This window comes from Pseudomonas sp. IT-P176 (genome assembly GCF_949767245.1).
Lineage (GTDB): Bacteria > Pseudomonadota > Gammaproteobacteria > Pseudomonadales > Pseudomonadaceae > Aquipseudomonas.
This window is the reverse complement of sequence record NZ_CATKPN010000123.1, coordinates 127672-147228: the sequence shown is the minus strand read 5'-3', so window position 1 is coordinate 147228 and position 19557 is coordinate 127672. Positions and strand designations below refer to the sequence as shown.

General features: G+C 55.4%; 18 protein-coding genes. All 18 read left to right on the top strand.

The window, feature by feature from the left end:
* The first annotated feature begins 263 nt into the window (after positions 1 to 263).
* The 18 genes from serC to ACM6IP_RS26740 all read left to right on the top strand — a co-directional run bounded on the left by serC (position 264) and on the right by ACM6IP_RS26740 (position 19543).
* Positions 264 to 1349, top strand: coding sequence for a 3-phosphoserine/phosphohydroxythreonine transaminase (gene serC / locus ACM6IP_RS26825; protein WP_095168258.1), 1086 nt, complete (start codon positions 264 to 266; stop codon positions 1347 to 1349).
* Positions 1349 to 2443, top strand: coding sequence for a prephenate dehydratase (gene pheA / locus ACM6IP_RS26820; protein ID WP_017129662.1), 1095 nt, complete (start codon positions 1349 to 1351; stop codon positions 2441 to 2443). Before serC ends, pheA begins: the two co-directional genes overlap by 1 nt.
* Positions 2444 to 2454: 11 nt before the next feature.
* Positions 2455 to 3567 carry a histidinol-phosphate transaminase gene (hisC, locus tag ACM6IP_RS26815; protein WP_401130124.1) on the top strand — a complete coding sequence of 371 codons (1113 nt, stop codon included), beginning with the start codon at positions 2455 to 2457 and terminating at the stop codon, positions 3565 to 3567.
* A gap of 28 nt (positions 3568 to 3595) precedes the next feature.
* Complete coding sequence (locus ACM6IP_RS26810) at positions 3596 to 5803, top strand: bifunctional prephenate dehydrogenase/3-phosphoshikimate 1-carboxyvinyltransferase (protein WP_159998896.1); 2208 nt, start codon at positions 3596 to 3598, stop codon at positions 5801 to 5803.
* A complete protein-coding gene (gene cmk / locus ACM6IP_RS26805) occupies positions 5800 to 6489 on the top strand; it encodes a (d)CMP kinase (protein ID WP_095168025.1) in 690 nt (229 codons plus the stop codon). The genes ACM6IP_RS26810 and cmk overlap by 4 nt, the downstream gene beginning before the upstream one ends.
* Positions 6490 to 6608: 119 nt before the next feature.
* Positions 6609 to 8303, top strand: coding sequence for a 30S ribosomal protein S1 (rpsA, locus tag ACM6IP_RS26800; protein WP_014337228.1), 1695 nt, complete (start codon positions 6609 to 6611; stop codon positions 8301 to 8303).
* 209 nt (positions 8304 to 8512) lie between these two features.
* A complete protein-coding gene (locus ACM6IP_RS26795) occupies positions 8513 to 8794 on the top strand; it encodes a hypothetical protein (RefSeq protein ID WP_414862657.1) in 282 nt (93 codons plus the stop codon).
* 170 nt (positions 8795 to 8964) lie between these two features.
* Positions 8965 to 9261 (top strand): integration host factor subunit beta, encoded by a 297-nt coding sequence (gene ihfB / locus ACM6IP_RS26790; protein ID WP_007899751.1) that lies wholly within the window; start codon positions 8965 to 8967, stop codon positions 9259 to 9261.
* Between the two features lie 27 nt (positions 9262 to 9288).
* Positions 9289 to 9531, top strand: coding sequence for a lipopolysaccharide assembly protein LapA domain-containing protein (locus ACM6IP_RS26785; RefSeq protein ID WP_159997354.1), 243 nt, complete (start codon positions 9289 to 9291; stop codon positions 9529 to 9531).
* 210 nt (positions 9532 to 9741) lie between these two features.
* The gene (gene rfbB, locus ACM6IP_RS26780; protein WP_095168030.1) at positions 9742 to 10818 is read left to right on the top strand and encodes a dTDP-glucose 4,6-dehydratase; all 1077 of its coding nucleotides are present in this window, start codon (positions 9742 to 9744) and stop codon (positions 10816 to 10818) included.
* Positions 10815 to 11708, top strand: coding sequence for a dTDP-4-dehydrorhamnose reductase (rfbD, locus tag ACM6IP_RS26775; RefSeq protein ID WP_414862656.1), 894 nt, complete (start codon positions 10815 to 10817; stop codon positions 11706 to 11708). The genes rfbB and rfbD overlap by 4 nt, the downstream gene beginning before the upstream one ends.
* On the top strand, positions 11705 to 12586 hold the full coding sequence (gene rfbA / locus ACM6IP_RS26770; RefSeq protein WP_095168034.1) for a glucose-1-phosphate thymidylyltransferase RfbA: 882 nt from the start codon (positions 11705 to 11707) through the stop codon (positions 12584 to 12586). The genes rfbD and rfbA overlap by 4 nt, the downstream gene beginning before the upstream one ends.
* A gap of 274 nt (positions 12587 to 12860) precedes the next feature.
* Entirely contained in the window at positions 12861 to 14321 is a 1461-nt protein-coding gene (locus ACM6IP_RS26765) for a mannose-1-phosphate guanylyltransferase/mannose-6-phosphate isomerase (protein ID WP_401128538.1), read from the top strand.
* 97 nt (positions 14322 to 14418) lie between these two features.
* Positions 14419 to 15384 carry a glycosyltransferase family 2 protein gene (locus ACM6IP_RS26760; protein WP_401128541.1) on the top strand — a complete coding sequence of 322 codons (966 nt, stop codon included), beginning with the start codon at positions 14419 to 14421 and terminating at the stop codon, positions 15382 to 15384.
* Positions 15385 to 15562: 178 nt separating this feature from the next.
* The gene (locus ACM6IP_RS26755) at positions 15563 to 16192 is read left to right on the top strand and encodes an acyltransferase (protein ID WP_095168037.1); all 630 of its coding nucleotides are present in this window, start codon (positions 15563 to 15565) and stop codon (positions 16190 to 16192) included.
* The gene (locus ACM6IP_RS26750; protein WP_414862655.1) at positions 16167 to 17423 is read left to right on the top strand and encodes a glycosyltransferase; all 1257 of its coding nucleotides are present in this window, start codon (positions 16167 to 16169) and stop codon (positions 17421 to 17423) included. The genes ACM6IP_RS26755 and ACM6IP_RS26750 overlap by 26 nt, the downstream gene beginning before the upstream one ends.
* Positions 17424 to 17454: 31 nt before the next feature.
* On the top strand, positions 17455 to 18264 hold the full coding sequence (locus ACM6IP_RS26745) for an ABC transporter permease (protein WP_095168040.1): 810 nt from the start codon (positions 17455 to 17457) through the stop codon (positions 18262 to 18264).
* On the top strand, positions 18254 to 19543 hold the full coding sequence (locus ACM6IP_RS26740; RefSeq protein WP_095168042.1) for an ABC transporter ATP-binding protein: 1290 nt from the start codon (positions 18254 to 18256) through the stop codon (positions 19541 to 19543). Before ACM6IP_RS26745 ends, ACM6IP_RS26740 begins: the two co-directional genes overlap by 11 nt.
* Positions 19544 to 19557 lie beyond the last annotated feature (14 nt).

Below are 19557 nucleotides of genomic sequence, written 5' to 3'. Positions count from 1 at the left end.
CGGACAAACAGGGGGCGGATGAAAATTCGCCCCCTTGTTGTTTGTCCGGTATGAAAATATCGACAACTGCGAAGATCTTGTGTGACAGGTTTTTTGTGGGAGCCGGGCTTGCCCGCGATGCAGACGCCGCGATGCGTCTTCAGTACCGCGGTGATGCAATCGCAGGCAAGCCAGCTCCCACAATAATTTGCTCCAACCAGGATCGGTGTCGATAGATGTTGTGATTAATTGTGTGATACCACCAAATCAGAGCGAGATTGGATGTGAGCAAGAGAGCCTATAACTTCTGTGCCGGTCCGGCGGCACTTCCCGAAGCTGTCCTGCAACGTGCCCAGGGTGAACTCCTGGATTGGCACGGCAAGGGCCTCTCCGTCATGGAAATGAGCCATCGCAGTGATGAGTTCGTGTCCATTGCCACCAAGGCCGAGCAGGATCTGCGTGATCTGCTGAATATCCCTTCGAACTACAAAGTACTGTTTCTGCAAGGTGGCGCGAGCCAGCAATTTGCCCAGATTCCGCTGAACCTGTTGCCGGAAAACGGCACCGCCGACTATATCGACACCGGTATCTGGTCGCAGAAAGCCATCGAAGAAGCTTCCCGTTACGGCCACGTCAACGTTGCCGCGACCGCCAAGCCCTACGACTATTTTGCAATTCCCGGACAGAACGAGTGGCAGTTGTCGCAAGACGCCGCCTACGTGCACTACGCGCCGAACGAAACCATCGGCGGCCTGGAGTTTGGCTGGGTGCCGGAAACTGGTGATGTGCCGCTGGTCGCCGACATGTCTTCGGACATTTTGTCGCGCCCGATCGATGTTTCGCGTTTTGGCATGATCTACGCCGGCGCCCAGAAAAACATCGGCCCGAGCGGTATCGTGGTCAACATCGTGCGCGAAGACCTGCTGGGTCGTGCCCGCTCGTTGTGCCCGACCATGCTCGACTACAAGGTCGCGGCCGACAACGGCTCGATGTACAACACCCCGCCAACCCTGGCCTGGTACTTGTCCGGCCTGGTGTTCGAGTGGCTGAAGGATCAAGGTGGCGTGGAAGCTATCGGTAAGCTCAACGAGGCCAAGCAGCGCACTCTGTATGACTTCATTGATGCCAGCGGCCTGTACAGCAACCCGATCAACAAGACTGATCGCTCGTGGATGAACGTGCCGTTCCGCCTGGCCGACGATCGCCTGGACAAGCCATTTTTGGCCGGTGCCGAGGAGCGGGGCCTGCTGAACCTCAAGGGTCACCGTTCGGTAGGCGGTATGCGCGCCTCCATCTATAACGCCGTCGACATCGTTGCGGTCAACGCACTGGTTTCGTACATGGCAGAGTTCGAGAAGGAACACGGCTAATGTCTGAGCAAGAACTCAAGGCACTGCGCCTGCGCATTGATTCGCTGGACGAAAAGGTCCTGGAGCTGATCAGTGAGCGTGCCCGCTGCGCCCAGGAAGTCGCGCGAGTAAAGATGGCCTCGCTGGCCGAAGGCGAAGTGCCGGTGTTCTATCGTCCTGAGCGTGAAGCTCAGGTGCTCAAGCGCGTGATGGAGCGAAACCAGGGGCCGCTGGGCAACGAAGAGATGGCGCGGTTGTTCCGCGAAATCATGTCCTCGTGCCTGGCGCTCGAGCAGCCGCTGAAAGTGGCTTACCTGGGGCCTGAAGGCACCTTCACCCAGGCAGCCGCCATGAAGCACTTTGGTCACGCGGTGATCAGCAAGCCGATGGCGGCGATCGATGAAGTGTTCCGTGAAGTGGCTGCCGGCGCGGTGAATTTTGGCGTGGTGCCTGTGGAAAACTCCACGGAAGGCGCCGTCAACCACACCCTCGACAGCTTCCTTGAGCACGACATGGTCATCTGTGGCGAAGTCGAGCTGCGGATTCACCACCACTTGCTGGTGGGTGAAAACACCAAGACTGACAGCATCAGCCGCATCTACTCCCACGCCCAGTCCCTGGCCCAGTGCCGCAAGTGGCTGGATGCGCATTACCCGAATGTCGAGCGCGTGGCGGTCTCCAGCAACGCCGAGGCAGCCAAGCGGGTCAAGGGTGAGTGGAATTCGGCGGCAATCGCTGGCGACATGGCGGCTGGCCTGTACGGCCTGACTCGCCTGGCCGAGAAGATCGAAGATCGTCCGGACAACTCCACGCGCTTCCTGATGATCGGTAGCCAGGAAGTGCCGCCGACTGGCGACGACAAGACCTCGATCATCGTCTCGATGAGCAACAAGCCGGGTGCGCTGCACGAACTGCTCGTGCCTTTCCACGACAACGGCATCGACCTGACTCGCATCGAGACTCGTCCGTCGCGCAGTGGCAAGTGGACCTACGTGTTTTTCATCGACTTCGTCGGCCACCACCGCGATCCGCTGGTCAAGGGTGTGCTGGAGAAAATCAGTCAGGAAGCAGTGGCACTTAAAGTGTTGGGTTCCTACCCCAAAGCAGTTCTCTAAGGGCGTTAACAATGAGTGGCGACTTCCTCGCTCTGGCACAGCCGGGCGTGCAACAACTTTCGCCTTACGTTCCGGGCAAGCCCGTGGACGAACTGGCTCGCGAGCTGGATATCGATCCGGCCAGCATCGTCAAACTGGCCAGCAACGAAAACCCGCTGGGTGCCAGTCCCAAGGCCTTGGCGGCGATTCGTGAAGAGCTGGCCGAGCTGACCCGGTATCCGGATGGCAATGGCTTTGCGCTCAAGACCCTGCTGGCAGAACAGTGCCGTGTCGAGCTGAGCCAGGTGACGTTGGGCAACGGCTCCAACGATATTCTTGAGCTGGTGGCGCGTGCCTATCTGGCACCCGGCTTGAACGCAGTGTTCAGTGAGCACGCCTTTGCGGTCTATCCGATCGTCACCCAGGCCGTTGGTGCTGATGCGCGGGTAATCCCGGCCAAGGACTGGGGGCACGACCTGCCGACCATGTTGGCAGCGATCGACGCCAACACCCGAGTAGTGTTCATTGCCAATCCGAACAACCCGACCGGAACCTGGTTCAGTGCCGAGGCACTGGATGAGTTCCTGCAGGATGTGCCTGCCTCGGTGCTGGTGGTGCTGGACGAGGCGTACATCGAGTACGCCGAGGGCAGTGAGCTGCCCGATGGCCTGGATTTTCTTGCTGCGTATCCGAACTTGCTGGTATCGCGCACCTTCTCCAAGGCCTATGGCTTAGCGGCGTTGCGCGTCGGTTATGGTTTGTCGACGGCGGTGGTGGCTGACGTGCTGAATCGCGTGCGCCAGCCCTTCAACGTCAACAGCCTGGCACTGGCAGCCGCCTGTGCCGCGTTGCAAGACGATGAATACCTGGCTGAAAGCCGACGCCTGAATGAGGCTGGCATGCAGCAGTTGGAAGCCGGGTTCCGTGAGCTGGGGCTGGGCTGGATCCCGTCCCGGGGCAACTTCATCTGTGTTGATCTGGGGTGCAGTGCTGCGCCGATCTTCCAGGGCTTGCTGCGTGAAGGTGTGATTGTGCGTCCGGTGGCCAACTACGGCATGCCGAACCACCTGCGCATCACCGTCGGCCTGCCGGCGGAAAACAGCCGTTTCCTCGAGGCGCTGAGCAAGGTTCTGGCTCGTGGTTGATGTCAGTGCCGTGCAACCTGCTGCGCCGCTGATCGGCCGCCTGGTGGTGGTCGGCCTGGGGCTGATCGGCGGTTCGTTTGCCAAGGGCTTGCGCGAAAGCGGCATTTGCCGTGAGGTGGTGGGGGTCGATCTCGATCCGCAATCGCGCAAGCTTGCCGTAGAGCTGGGCGTGGTCGACCGCTGTGAAGATGACCTGGCGGCCGCCTGTGTCGGTGCCGACGTCATTCAGTTGGCGGTGCCGATCCTGGCCATGGAGAAGCTCCTGGCGTTGCTCGCGGGCATGGACCTGGGCGCAGCGATCCTGACGGATGTCGGCAGTGCCAAGGGCAATGTGGTGCGTGCGGCAACCCAGGCGTTCGGCGGCATGCCGCCACGCTTCGTGCCGGGGCACCCGATTGCCGGTTCCGAGCAGAGCGGGGTTGAGGCCTCCAATGCCCAGCTGTTCCGCCGGCACAAGGTGATCCTTACGCCGCTTGAGCAAACCGATCCGGCTGCGCTGGCGGTGGTTGATGCGTTGTGGCGCGAATTGGGTGCCGATGTCGAGCACATGCAGGTTGAGCGCCACGACGAGGTGCTGGCCGCAACCAGCCATCTGCCGCACCTGTTGGCGTTCGGTCTGGTCGACTCTTTGGCCAAGCGCAATGAAAATCTTGAGATCTTCCGTTACGCTGCGGGCGGCTTCCGCGATTTCACAAGAATCGCCGGTAGCGACCCGGTGATGTGGCACGACATCTTTCTCGCTAACCGGGAAGCGGTGCTGCGCACACTCGATACATTTCGCAGCGACCTCGACGCCTTGCGCGACGCGGTCGATGCAGGGGACGGGCACCAATTGTTGGGCGTATTCACTCGCGCCCGGGTTGCCCGCGAGCATTTCAGTAAAATCCTGGCCCGCCGGGCCTATGTGGACGCTATGAACTCCAACGACCTGATTTTCCTGGCACAACCTGGTGGCCGCCTGACTGGGCGGATTCGTGTACCGGGCGATAAATCGATTTCCCACCGTTCGATCATGCTCGGCTCGCTGGCTGAGGGTGTCACCGAAGTCGAAGGCTTCCTCGAGGGCGAAGATGCCCTGGCGACCCTGCAGGCCTTCCGCGACATGGGGGTGGTCATCGAAGGGCCGCACCATGGTCGTGTGACCATTCACGGTGTGGGCCTGCATGGCTTGAAACCGGCGCCTGGCCCGATCTACCTGGGCAACTCCGGCACTTCGATGCGCCTGCTGTCTGGCCTTCTGGCTGCGCAGAGCTTCGATAGCACCCTGACGGGCGACGCCTCGTTGTCCAAGCGCCCGATGAATCGCGTGGCCAATCCGCTGCGGGAAATGGGTGCGGTGATCGAAACCGCCGCTGAAGGCCGTCCGCCGATGATCATTCGTGGTGGTCATGCCCTCAAGGGCCTGACCTACACCATGCCGATGGCCAGCGCCCAGGTTAAGTCCTGCCTGCTGTTGGCTGGTCTGTACGCCGAAGGCCAGACCACGGTCACCGAGCCTGCGCCAACGCGTGACCATACCGAGCGCATGCTGCGCGGCTTCGGCTATCCGGTAACTGTCGAGGGCGCAACCGCTTCGGTCGAGTCCGGCCACAAGCTGACTGCCACTCACATCGAAGTGCCGGGCGATATCTCTTCGTCGGCGTTCTTCCTGGTCGCCGCTTCGATTGCCGAAGGTTCCGAACTGGTGTTGGAGCACGTCGGCATCAACCCGACCCGCACCGGGGTGATCGATATCCTGCGTCTCATGGGTGCCGACATTACCCTGGAAAACCAGCGCGAAGTGGGCGGCGAGCCGGTGGCTGACCTGCGCGTGCGCGCGGCTCAACTCAAGGGCATCGAGATTCCCGAGGAGCTGGTGCCGCTGGCCATCGACGAGTTCCCGGTACTGTTCGTGGCGGCAGCTTGTGCGCAAGGCCGGACCATCCTGCGCGGTGCCGAAGAGCTGCGGGTCAAGGAATCTGACCGGATCCAGGTCATGGCCGACGGTCTGCTGGCGCTGGGCGTCAAGTGCGAGCCGACGCCGGATGGGATTATCATTGACGGCGGCCAGATCGGTGGTGGCGAAGTCCATGGTCATGGCGATCACCGGATTGCGATGGCGTTCAGTGTGGCGTCGTTGCGCGCCAATGCGCCGATCCGCATCCATGATTGCGCCAACGTCGCCACCTCCTTCCCGAATTTCCTCGCGTTGTGCGCGCAGGTCGGTATCCGCGTTGCCCAAGAGGCTCAGTCGTGAACAACATTGCTCCAGTTATCACCATCGACGGGCCAAGCGGTTCGGGTAAAGGCACTATTGCCGGCATGCTCGCCAGGCGCCTGAACTGGAATCTGCTGGATTCCGGTGCGTTGTACCGTTTGCTGGCGTTCGCTGCGCGCAACCACGGGGTCGACCTGACCAACGAGGAATTGCTGAAGAAACTTGCCGCTCATCTGGATGTGCAGTTCATCGCGGCGACCGACGGTCAGTTGCAGCGCATCATCCTTGAAGGGGATGAGGTCAGCGATGCGATCCGCACCGAAGTTGCCGGTGCCGGCGCCTCCCAGGTAGCTGCGCTGCCGGCTGTGCGTGAGGCGCTGCTGCAGCGCCAGCGGGCTTTCCAGGAAGCCCCGGGGCTGGTGGCTGACGGTCGTGACATGGGTACGGTGGTCTTTCCCGATGCACCCTTGAAGATTTTTCTGACCGCCAGCGCCGAGGAACGAGCGCGCCGCCGATATTTGCAGTTGAAGGGCAAGGGCGAGGATGTTAGTCTGTCGAGTCTGCTAGATGAGATCCGTGTGCGCGATGAGCGCGACACCCAGCGAGCGGTAGCCCCGCTCAAGCCGGCGGTCGACGCGATTCAGCTGGATTCCACGGAGTTGTCCATCGATCAGGTGCTGGAACGCATCATGAGCGAAATCGCCCTCCGCGATATCGCCGGGTGACCAAGAAGGCCGTAGGGGACCAGTCATAGTCCTGCGGTGCTTCTTTTAATTGAAACTAACCCACACCGTCTGGGGTGTGGAGATGGGCGTATTCTTCGCCCTTATCAACAGGAATTAAAATGAGCGAAAGCTTTGCGGAACTCTTTGAAGAAAGCCTAAAAACCCTGAACCTTCAGGCAGGCTCCATCATCACCGGTGTTATCGTTGATATCGATTACCAAGCTCGCTGGGTAACCGTTCACGCTGGCCTGAAGTCTGAAGCACTCATCCCGCTTGAGCAGTTCTACAACGACGCTGGCGAACTGAACATCAACGTCGGTGACGAAGTTCACGTTGCTCTGGACTCGGTTGAAGACGGCTTTGGCGAAACCAAGCTGTCCCGTGAAAAAGCCAAGCGCGCTGAATGCTGGATTGTTCTGGAAGCAGCCTTCGCAGCCGAAGAAGTGGTCAAGGGCGTTATCAACGGTAAGGTTAAAGGCGGCTTCACTGTCGACGTTAACGGCATCCGTGCGTTCCTGCCAGGTTCTCTGGTTGACGTCCGTCCTGTGCGCGACACCACGCACCTGGAAGGCAAAGAGCTGGAATTCAAGGTCATCAAGCTTGACCAGAAACGCAACAACGTTGTCGTTTCCCGTCGTAGCGTCCTCGAAGCCGAGAACTCCGCTGAGCGTGAAGCTCTGCTGGAATCCCTGCAGGAAGGCCAACAAGTCAAAGGTATCGTCAAGAACCTCACCGATTACGGCGCATTCGTCGATCTGGGTGGCGTCGATGGCCTGCTGCACATTACCGACATGGCTTGGAAGCGTATCAAGCATCCATCGGAAATCGTCAACGTTGGCGACGAGATCGATGTCAAGGTTCTGAAGTACGATCGCGAGCGCAATCGTGTTTCCCTGGGCCTCAAGCAACTGGGCGAAGATCCATGGGTTGCTATCAAAGCCCGTTACCCAGAAAGCACTCGCGTTACCGCGCGTGTAACCAACCTGACCGACTACGGCTGCTTCGCTGAGCTGGAAGAAGGCGTTGAAGGTCTGGTACACGTTTCCGAAATGGACTGGACCAACAAGAACATCCACCCTTCGAAAGTCGTACAAGTCGGCGACGAAGTGGAAGTTATGGTTCTGGACATCGACGAAGAGCGTCGTCGTATTTCCCTGGGCATCAAGCAGTGCAAATCTAACCCATGGGAAGATTTCTCTGGCCAGTTCAACAAGGGCGATAAAATCTCCGGCACCATCAAGTCGATCACCGATTTCGGTATCTTCATTGGTCTGGACGGCGGCATCGACGGCCTGGTTCACCTGTCCGACATCTCCTGGAACGAAGTGGGCGAAGAAGCTGTTCGTCGCTTCAAGAAAGGCGACGAGCTGGACACCGTTATCCTGTCGGTTGACCCAGAGCGCGAGCGTATCTCCCTGGGTATCAAGCAACTGGAAAGCGATCCGTTCTCCGAGTACGTTCAAGAGAACGACAAAGGCGCAATCGTTAAAGGCATCGTGAAAGAAGTTGACGCTAAAGGCGCCATCATCACTTTGGCTGACGACATCGAAGCGACTCTGAAAGCCTCCGAAATCAGCCGTGACCGCGTTGAAGACGCGCGTAACGTTCTGAAAGAAGGCGAAGAAGTAGAAGCCAAGATCATCAGCGTTGACCGCAAGAGCCGCGTAATCCAGCTCTCCATCAAGTCGAAAGACGATGCTGAAGAGAAAGAAGCAATCCAGAGCCTGCGCGACAAGCCAGCTACCTCTGACATTGCTGCTGGTCCTACCACTCTGGGCGACCTGTTGCGTGCACAGATGGAAAAACAGAACTAAGTTCTGTCAGACCATAAAAAGGGCGACTTCGGTCGCCCTTTTTTGTGCCTGGAATTTGAGTTTGCGACGATTGATGGGTGTGTCGGTTATCGGTGAAACAAACCCCGGGCAGTGCTGTCTGGTTCTTTGTGCAGAGCATTTCACTATTTGGGCTAGGCTTAGCCTGAAGCAAACAGCGGTCGGGCAAATCGTCCAGTCTAAGGAAGCGAATGAACAGGTTCTTCGTCGTGCTTGCTGTGCTGGTTCTGGCAGGCTGTACCACTAACGTGAAGTCCCATGCGGTGCGCGGGGTGAGCGGGATCGAGATCGATTGTTCGGGGCTTGGGTCGGGTTGGGAGAGGTGCTACAAGCGCGCAGACAAGGAATGCAAGGCGCAGGGGTATAAGGTCGTTGCCAGGTCCAGTGATATCAAGGAGGAGGATCAGGACTATCCGTTTGGTTGGAATCCGGCGGGTTACCTTACGCGCACTATGCTGGTCATTTGTAGGTAATCGTGTGGTGAATTTGTATGGTGAGTCTGGGTTTGATGTCTGAAAAAACTCGATTGATCGGTGAGGTCGTGGTCGTGCAGATAAGTCAATGCTTGGGCTGTTCAAATTCCTTCTGGCATGCTAAAACCTTTGAAGCGCTGATCTAGCTGCTTGAAAAAGAAGGGAAAAATATGACGAAGTCGGAGTTGATCGAACGAATTGTCACCCATCAAGGGCTGCTTTCATCCAAGGATGTAGAGCTGGCCATCAAGACTATGCTTGAACAAATGTCCCAATGCCTGGCCACCGGTGATCGCATCGAGATCCGTGGTTTTGGCAGTTTCTCCCTGCACTACCGCGCACCTCGTGTAGGACGCAACCCGAAGACCGGGCAATCGGTTAGCCTGGATGGAAAATTTGTTCCCCATTTCAAACCGGGCAAAGAGCTTCGGGATCGGGTGAATGAAGAAGAGGAGGAGGGGCTTTGACAGACTGCGCAACTCAAGGAATCACTTATGCGTAGCGTGAAGCGTGTACTGCTTGGCGTTTTTGTCCTGTTGCTGGCGCTAGCGATACTGCTGTTTGTGCTGGAAAATCAGCAGTCGGTATCTTTGCTGTTTCTTGGCTGGGCGGGGCCGCAAATCCCACTGTCGGTGGTTGTGGTACTGACGCTCCTGGTGGGGATGGTGATAGGGCCTGTATTGGGGTGGTTCCTGGGTCGGACTTCCAGGGGGGCGCGAAAGCGGGTGCTGTCCTAGCGGAGCACCTTTGGCATGCCCCTGGCTTTGGCTGCAGGGTGCCCATATCCATTAGTGAGTCGTGATTGAGCGGTAAATTGCAGCAATCGTCCGCAAATGATTGGGCCTCACATCGGTCGGACTGAACCTGACAAAAAACGACTGATGCATTCATGGATTAGACGGCCGTCCGGTAGCGACGCTGTCTGCAACTCAAGGGTATGCTTTCGCGTGAAAATTCTAGTAACCGGCGGTGCAGGATTTATCGGTTCGGCGGTCATTCGCCATATCATTTCCAACACGAATGACGCGGTCGTTAATGTCGATAAGCTCACGTATGCGGGCAACCTTGAGTCTTTGGCTGAAGTCAGCCAAAACGCCCGTTATCTATTCGAGCACGTCGATATTTGTGATCGCGAGCAGATCGATCGTGTCCTGCGTGAACAGCAACCAGATGCCATCATGCACCTGGCCGCGGAATCCCACGTCGATCGTTCGATCAGCGGCCCATCCGAATTTATCCAGACCAACATCATTGGCACCTACACGCTGCTTGAAGCCGCGCGTCACTACTGGGCAGCGCTGGACGATGGTCGCAAGGCGAGTTTCCGATTTCACCATATTTCGACTGACGAAGTTTATGGTGACCTCGAAGGCCCGCAAGACCTCTTCACCGAAACCACGCCCTATCAGCCAAGCTCGCCGTACTCGGCCAGCAAGGCCAGCTCTGATCATCTGGTTCGTGCCTGGGCGCGTACCTATGGCCTGCCTACCCTGGTCACCAACTGCTCGAACAACTACGGGCCGTGCCACTTTCCCGAGAAACTGATTCCGCTGATCATTCTCAATGCGCTGGAAGGCAAGGCATTGCCGGTGTATGGCAAAGGTAACCAGGTGCGTGACTGGCTCTATGTCGAGGACCATGCGCGGGCGCTGTATAAAGTCGTGACCGAAGGTGTCATTGGCGAGACGTACAACATCGGCGGCCATAACGAAAAGCAAAACATCGAGGTCGTACACGCCCTGTGCGCACTACTCGATGAGCTGCGTCAGGACTCTCCTCATTGCCCGCACGCCAGCCTGATCACTTACGTTCAGGATCGCCCGGGCCACGATCAGCGCTACGCGATCGATGCCAGCAAAATCCAGCGTGAGCTTGGTTGGACGCCGCAAGAGTCTTTTGAAACCGGCATCCGCAAGACCGTCGAATGGTATCTAACCCACACTGAGTGGGTGGATCACGTGAAGAGCGGAAGCTACCAGCAGTGGATCGACCAGAACTACGCGGATCGGTCGAGCAAGGCATGAAAATCCTCCTGCTGGGGAAAAATGGCCAGGTAGGCTGGGAACTGCAGCGCTCTCTTGCACCCCTTGGCGAGTTGATTGCGCTGGATCGTCATGCCTCCGATGGCTTGAGCGGCGACCTGTCCGACCTCGAGGCCTTGCGCGCGACAATCCGCCGGGTCAAGCCCAACGTCATTGTCAACGCTGCTGCTTATACAGCTGTTGATAAGGCCGAATCCGAAACCGAACTGGCTGACCGTGTGAATGGTCAGGCGAGCCAGGTCATGGCGGTGGAAGCCAAAGCTCTCGATGCCTGGCTTATTCACTACTCGACCGACTACGTCTTCAGTGGGCAGGGCCTGGCTCCATGGACGGAGGTGGATGCGGTCGCCCCCGTCAATCACTACGGCGCCAGTAAATTGCTCGGTGAGCAGGCGATTATTGAGTCCGGATGCAAGTACCTGATCTTTCGCACCAGTTGGGTCTATGGGGCTCGCGGCAATAACTTCGCCAAGACGATGCTGCGACTGGCCAAGGAGCGCGAGACCTTGAGCATCATCGCTGATCAGATTGGGGCTCCTACGGGGGCAGAGCTTATCGCAGACATCACCGCGCTGGCTGTTCAGAAAGTCATGCACAACCCTGCGCTCGCGGGCCTATATCACTTGGCTGCTGGTGGTGAAGTGTCCTGGCACGGCTATGCTAGTCATGTGATCGATTTCGCCCGCAGCCAGGGTGAACAACTGGCAGTGACGGCAGTCAATCCGATCGATACCACGGCCTATCCAACACCTGCACGCCGCCCGCTGAATTCGCGTCTGAATACGCAAAAGCTGCGCGACAGTTTTTCTCTGTGCTTACCGGATTGGCAAACTGGTGTAACCCGAATGCTTAGGGAAGTCCTGAATAAATGACCACGACAAATCGTAAAGGCATCATCCTCGCAGGCGGCTCAGGCACTCGACTTCACCCGTTGACGCTCGGCGTGTCCAAGCAGATGCTGCCGATCTATGACAAGCCGATGATCTTCTACCCGCTATCGGTGTTGATGCTTGCAGGTATACGGGAAATCCTGGTCATCTCCACCCCTGAAGACCTGCCGTGTTTTCGCAAGTTACTCGGTGATGGCAGTCAGTATGGTATCCAGCTCAGTTATGCCGAGCAGGCAAGCCCCGATGGACTGGCACAGGCCTTTATCATTGGTGAAGAGTTCATCGGCAATGCCCCGTGCTGCCTGATCCTGGGCGACAATATCTTTTATGGCCAGCACTTCTCGGAGAAGCTTCGCTCTGCCAATACCCAGGCCCAGGGAGCGACGGTTTTCGGTTATCACGTCAGTGATCCTGAGCGTTTTGGTGTGGTCGAGTTCGATGCAACCGGTCGTGCGTTGAGCATCGAGGAAAAACCGCTCCAGCCAAAATCCAGCTACGCAGTAACGGGTTTGTACTTCTACGATAATCAGGTGGTCGAGATCGCGAAGAGCATCAAGCCATCCTCGCGTGGCGAGTTGGAAATTACCGACGTCAACCGCGCTTACCTCGAACAGCAGACCCTCAATGTCGAAATGCTCGGTCGCGGCTTTGCCTGGCTGGACACCGGCACCCACGAGTCGCTGCTGGAGGCCAGTCACTTTGTTCATACCATTGAGCAGCGCCAGGGGTTGAAGGTCGCTTGCCTGGAGGAGATTGCTTACAATTTTGGCTGGATCACGCCAGCTGAGCTCGGAGTCCAGGCTGAGCGATTGAAAAAAACCGGGTATGGTCAGTATCTGCAGAGGTTGTTGGATGCATGACTGAATGGCTGAGGTTTAGCGGATTGTGAGTGGTTCGTAAAGTCTTGGTTAGCTGTAGAATGGGCAAATATGCATTTCAGGCCGAGCGAGCGTCGATAGCTCAGGTCGAACATAAATAAATAGCAGGGCGGCCCTAGCACAAGCAAGTGGCTTGATGGTTTCGTAGGCGTTCACAGCGATTTGCATCTGAAAGAGGTGCAAGGTGATCGGAATGTAAACGAGCGCCGTTTTCTGTGGTTAACCTTTCAGTGAGCGAGGATTAAGGAGGTTGAGTATGGAACTGATTCCAGTAATTTTGTCTGGCGGTGTGGGCAGCCGGTTGTGGCCTGTTTCTCGAGAGGCGCACCCCAAGCCGTTCATGGATCTGCCGGGTGGCCAGAATCTGATCCAGAAAACCTTCCTGCGCGCTTCGCGGTTGGAGGGCGTTGTAGAAGTCCTGACGGTGACGAACCGTGAGCTGCTGTTCAAGACTGAAGACGAGTACGGCGCTGTTGATGCCGCCAAGCACTCACAAGGCTTCATTCTTGAGCCTTTCGGGCGTAATACGGCTGCCGCTGTTGCCGCGGCTGCTCTGCAACTGGAAGTCACGCATGGTCCTGATGTCCATATGTTGGTGCTGGCTGCCGACCACCTGATCAAGGATGAAAAGGCCTTTGCCGCCGCGGTATCCGATGCCGTAGCGCTAGCTTCCGAAGGCTGGCTGGTGACTTTTGGGATTCAACCTACCTACCCTGAAACAGGGTTTGGTTATATCGAGGCGCAGAAGAATGCTCCGCTGAACGGCGGCTTGAAAGTTGCGCGTTTCGTCGAAAAACCAGATCTTGAAACCGCTCAAGGTTATGTAAGTGCCGGCAATTACTATTGGAACTCCGGGATGTTCTGCTTCCGGGTCGGCACCGTCCTTGAGGAGCTGCGCAAGCATGCTCCGGACGTAGTTGAAGCGGTGGTCAAGACCATTGAAAAGTCGCGAATCACTTCGTCTGACAAGTACCGCTGCCTGACCCTTGACGCTAATGCGTTTGCCCAGGTTCCCGATATCTCCATTGATTACGCGTTGATGGAGCGCTCTATCAAGGTCGCGACCATTCCCTGTGATATCGGTTGGAGTGATATCGGCTCGTGGAACGCAGTGGCTGAGCTGACCAGCCCTGATGCCGATGGTAACCGTTTCGAAGGTGAGGTGTTATCTCATGGTTCGCGCAACAACTATGTAAACAGTGAGGGTCGACTCACTGCTTTGGTTGGGGTTGAGGACCTGCTGGTAATTGACACGCCAGATGCCGTGATGATTGCGCATAAAGACCATGCGCAGGATGTGAAGCACATTGTTGGCCAGCTCAAGGCCAGTAGCCATACTGCGCACTTACTGCATCGAACGGTGCATCGTCCGTGGGGTACTTATACAACGCTGGAGAGCGGTGAGCGCTTCAAAATCAAGCGTATCGTGGTCAAGCCGAAGGCTTCACTTTCCCTGCAGATGCACCACCACCGTAGTGAGCATTGGATTGTGGTGAGTGGCATGGCTGTGGTTGTCAACGATCAACAGGAGTTGATGCTTAATACCAACGAGTCAACATTTATTCGTGCGGGCCATAAGCATCGCTTGCAGAATCCAGGGGTAATCGACCTGGTAATGATTGAGGTGCAGAGCGGAGATTATCTAGGTGAGGACGATATTGTCCGCTTTGAAGATAATTATGGACGGGTAGATGCAGTGGTCACTGCCAAGTCTTGAGTTCGATATTTAGTTTAATAGCGTTAATTGCGAGTTGGGTTTGAGTAATGTCTAGTCCAGCTCTGCAATCTTAATATAGCTTTTGGTTGTCTATCCAATGCCTGATTTTTTATCTATTGCTGATAGTGGTTACGATAGCCGGGCTGTTGGTCGTGTTGCTATTTTGTTGTCAACTTATAACGGCGGAAAGTACCTGGCGGCCCAATTGGAGTCACTGGTCGCTCAGGAGTATCAAAACTGGGAAATTCATGCTTCAGACGATGGATCCACCGATGACACTTTAGAGATTCTCGAGTCCTACCGTGAGCGATTGGGTACTGATCGCTTGAGTATCCATCGTGGCCCAGGACGGGGTTTCGCGGCAAATTTCATGTCGCTGGTTCGGCGTGAAGAAATACAGGCAAGTTATTTTGCTTTTTGTGACCAGGACGATATCTGGGCCAAAGAAAAAATTTCCACTGCAGTACGTTGTTTGGACGAGGAAGGGCCGGTACCGGCACTCTACTGTTCGCGCACTCGCCTAGTTGATGAGAGCGGTGTCGAGATGGGGTATTCGGCGTTGTTTCCTGGTCGACCCTGCTTTGAGAGTGCTTTGGTTCAAAGTATTGCGGGAGGTAACACCATGGTACTCAACTCGCCAGCCAGACAACTGGTGAGTCGAACACCCGAGGAATTGTCGATCGTTTCGCATGACTGGTGGGCATATTTGCTAGTCAGCGGTAGTGGTGGCAGAGTTCTTTATGATCCGACTCCACAAGTTGATTATAGGCAGCATGCTAATAATCTGATGGGTTCCAATCGGCGTTTAAGTGAGCGTTTATCGCGACTTAAAAAGATGTTTGATGGAACCTTTCGCGCTTGGACTACGGATAATTTAGTGGCCCTTGAGTATTTTCGACAAGATTTGACGGTGGAGCACCTCAAGCGGCTGGATATGTTTCGAAAGGCTCGAAGATCATCGCTACCAATGAGAATCATTTGCTTTAAGCGCTCGGGGATCTACCGCCAATCTGCTGCCGAAAACGTGGTTTTGATTGCGGCCGTTCTAGTAAACCGGTTGTGAAGCCAATGCCGGCGCTGGAGGGAAGCCAATACCACCTGTGCTGATATTGGATTACACTGCGCGCCCATTTCAGGCGGGTAGCTGTCATCCCAGGGTTGGGTGAATCGTGGCTTCAAAGGATCTGATAGAAGAGGTTGAATACACAAGGCGCTGACTGCGCCTCACTTCGGGACAGAATATGGCAGGTAATTTGAAGGTCAGGCTCAAGCAGGCGCTACTGAAATCCAGTATCTACTTTATGCTGGCAGCGGCAAAATATTATATTGCAAATAATATTATCGCGAAGGTGCCGATCGAGTCAGTGCGTAAAGCCTATTATCGGCGGATTATGGGGGTGTCGATTGGGAATGACACCCATCTAAGCATGAGGATTTTTCTTACTGGTTACCATAGTCGCTGCCAGGTCGTCATTGGGGATAATTGTGTAATCAATCGCGATATATATCTGGATGGCAGGGCCGGGGTGCACATTGGTAACAATGTGAATGTGTCGTTCCAGGCGTGTCTCTTGAGCCTGCATCATGATCATAATGACCCGAATTTTTCCGCGATTGGCGCACCAGTTGTTATTCAAGACCATGCCTGGATCGGTGCAAGGGCTATGATTTTACCTGGAGTCGTTGTAGGTGAAGGCGCCGTTGTCGCTGCCGGTGCTGTGGTAACCCGTTCGGTGCCTGACTATGCGGTGGTGGGGGGAGTACCAGCCCGAGTGATTGGTCAGCGCAACCGCGATCTGACCTATGTGACCAACTTCTCCCCTTTCTTCGACACAGATATCTTCGATGAGTCCCATGCTAAATCCAGTTAAGAAAAGCCTGCTTGTTTTCACGCTTTCTCCACCTCTGCCAGCTAATTCTGGCGCGCCTATCTACATCTGCAATACGCTGCTACCGCTCGCCGATAAGTATGATTTGCATTTGTATACCATCGGTGGTCCGGACGAGATTGCGCACATCAAGCGACATCAGAGCCTTTACGATCGTTACTTCCTTAGTGTGCATGTAGAGCCGCGGGCGCTGATGCCTTCACAGAAGGGAACCGTTGGCCGGATTGCTCACAGCCTGGAACACCTGTATCACGGTTTGCCTTTTATGGACGCCAGTTATTACAGCCACAGTGCTGTGAAAAACGCGCGCAGAATCGTCAAGCAATACAACATCCAGGCGATGGAAATTCATTCCAGTCACTTGGCCTTTTTCAAGAAGTTTATCCCGCACGTTCCTGCGTTATTGGTCAGTCACAATATTGAATCCGATATTTTTCCATTTTGGATCCCGCAGCATTTGACGGGCTGGAAAAAAGCTGCAATTGAAGGCGTGGCCAGGGCTAGTCGACGTAATGCCCATCAGGTCGAAGCGCAGAACAAATGGAAGTTTGATGCAATGACGTTCATTTCCATGAGCGACATGGAACGGGTCAGTGCTGAGGTGAGTAAAAGCTATATTCCTCTTTGCCTGCCCGTGAAGGGCGTCAACTATTCAGATAAACCTGATGATTGCGTAAACCTGCTTTGGATGGGCGGTTTCTGGTGGCACCCGAATGCTGAAGGGGTACTTTGGTTTGTCAGAAGTATTCTGCCGTTGATCGTCGATAAGCTAGCGGCTTTGAATATTCGTCTGCACTTTCTCGGCGCCGGCCCTCCGGACGAATTGAAGGCGGTCGACGACGGTCAGAACATATTTGTCCATGGTTTCGTGGACTCTCTGGAAGATATTCTCGCTAGTTCGCACCTGCTATTTGTCCCCCTGTTGTCGGGTGGTGGAGTGCGGGTGAAAATTCTTGAAGCAATGAGTAACGGCATTCCAGTCCTAAGTACCAGTAAAGGCTGCGAAGGGTTGGGGGCTACTGATGGGCTCGATATTGTGGTTCGCGACGACGCTCAGGCGTTCGCTGATGCGATTCTTCAGCTAGCCGCCGACCCGCTGCGACGCGCTCAATTATCAAACGCTTGCAAGCAGCTTCTTAATGAGAAGTACAACTTGCAGAACTGCATTGATGAAAAAGATCGGATTTATCATAAGCTGCTGGCGTCGGTTTGAGCCAGCGCCTGAATTGAGATGAAACCCCCTCATGATTAGAACTCTTGCATTCGGTGCTCGGAGCTTCATCAAGAGCCGCGAGCTTATCTGGCAGCTTGTTCGGCGCGAAATCAGCCTTCGTTACAGCGGTTCATTCCTAGGGATAATCTGGTCGTTCATCAATCCGCTTGCGATGTTGATGGTATACAGTTTTGTCTTCGGTACCGTCTTCAAGGCGCGATGGGGAGGTGTGGCCACTGAGAGCCAGGACTACACCATCCTACTTTTCGTCGGCATGCTGATGCATGGGCTGTTCGCCGAGTGCCTAGGTAAATCAGCGACGTTGATTGTGGCAAACAGCAACTATGTAAAAAAAGTCATTTTCCCTCTGGAAATACTGCCTTGGACAATAATAGGGGCAGCACTCTTCCACTTGTTTACCGGTCTGGTTGTGCTGATGGGATTGCAACTGTTTCTGACGGGTGGCTTGCAGTGGACGTTGATATATCTACCGCTGATTCTGATTCCATTTGTTTTGTTTTTGGTGGGATTGTCCTGGTTTGTATCGGCCTTGGGCGTATTTTTCAGAGACATCGCACAGCTCGTCGGGATGATTACTGCGGTCATGATGTTTCTATCGCCGGTGTTCTACTCAATCGAGTCGATACCTGAGCGGTTTCGTCCTTATATGATGGCTAATCCATTGACCCTAGTAATTGAGCAGTCCAGGCAAGTCCTGATTTACGGTGGTCAGCCCGATCTACAGACTCTGCTTATCCTCAGCTTGGTTGGCATTTTAACCTGCGGCACGGGCTTGTGGTTCTTTAACAAGACACGGAAGGGATTTAGTGATGTCCTCTGAAGATATCCTCATCGACGTGGCCGGGTTGTCGAAGTGCTTTCATATTTACGATAAACCGGCGCACCGTTTCATGCAGTTTGTTGTGCCTAGACTGCAACGTGCTGTCGGGCTTCGGCCCAGTAGTTTTATGCATGAGTTCTGGGCATTGCATGACGTTTCCTTTCAGCTGCGCCGAGGTGAAACAGTTGGAATTATCGGCCGCAACGGCTGCGGTAAATCCACTTTATTGCAAATGATTTGCGGGACGTTGACGCCTACTGGAGGACGAGTAGACATCCACGGGCGAATCGCGGCTTTGCTTGAGCTGGGTGCTGGCTTCAATCCTGAATTTTCCGGGCGCGACAATGTTTTTCTTTCTGGAAGCATTGCCGGTATCTCCCAAGAGGAAATGCGCAAACGCTTCGCTGATATTGCGGCTTTTGCAGATATCGGAGAGTTCATTGAGCAGCCAGTAAAAACATACTCTTCGGGTATGTTCGTGCGCTTGGCATTTGCCACGGCCATCCATACGTCTCCGGATATTCTGGTCGTCGACGAAGCGTTGGCGGTGGGGGACACTGCATTTCAGACCAAGTGTTTGACGCGAATTCGCGAACTGCAGAAGAAAGGTACAACCATCCTGTTGGTCACTCACTCAACCAATACCCTGATTGAATACTGTGATCGGGCGATTTACCTCAAGCGCGGAGTTTTGGTCGAGGATGGTGTGTGTCGTGATGTGGTCAAGCATTACGCCAATGACTTGGTGGAAGAGGAAGGTGGTATTGCGCTTGCCGAGAGAACCCAGGACGAAGCCTTGGCGCTCCAGGACCTTGAGTCCACGGCCTTTGTAGAGACTCCAGGTGGATCAGAGGAAAAAATTGCCATCGTCGGGGTGGATGTACTCGATTCTGCAGGACTGCAGCGCAGTACTTTTTCCTATGGTGATACCTTTTTGGTTCGGGTGAACCTTCGGGTCGGCGTTGCCGTTGAATTACCCTGTTTTGGCATGCAGATAAAAAGCGTCGACGATATTGTGCTCTGGAGTGCGACTACCCAGAGTATGGAGGTTCCATTAGGTCGGCTTGCGGTAGGGCATCATCAACTTACCTGGGTTTGCAAAGCGACTTTTTCGGGCAATCGTTATGTTTTGGCGATTGGAGCGGGAAGTACCGAAACGGGTGAGTATCGCCGACATTCCCGGCTTCCTTATGCCGGGCATATTGATGTCTTGCCTCAGGAACGGAGCGGTTCTGGCTGGTTGGCCCCATGCCCGACCGTTTCGCTGTCATCAGTCTAGTCGTCGAGGATAAG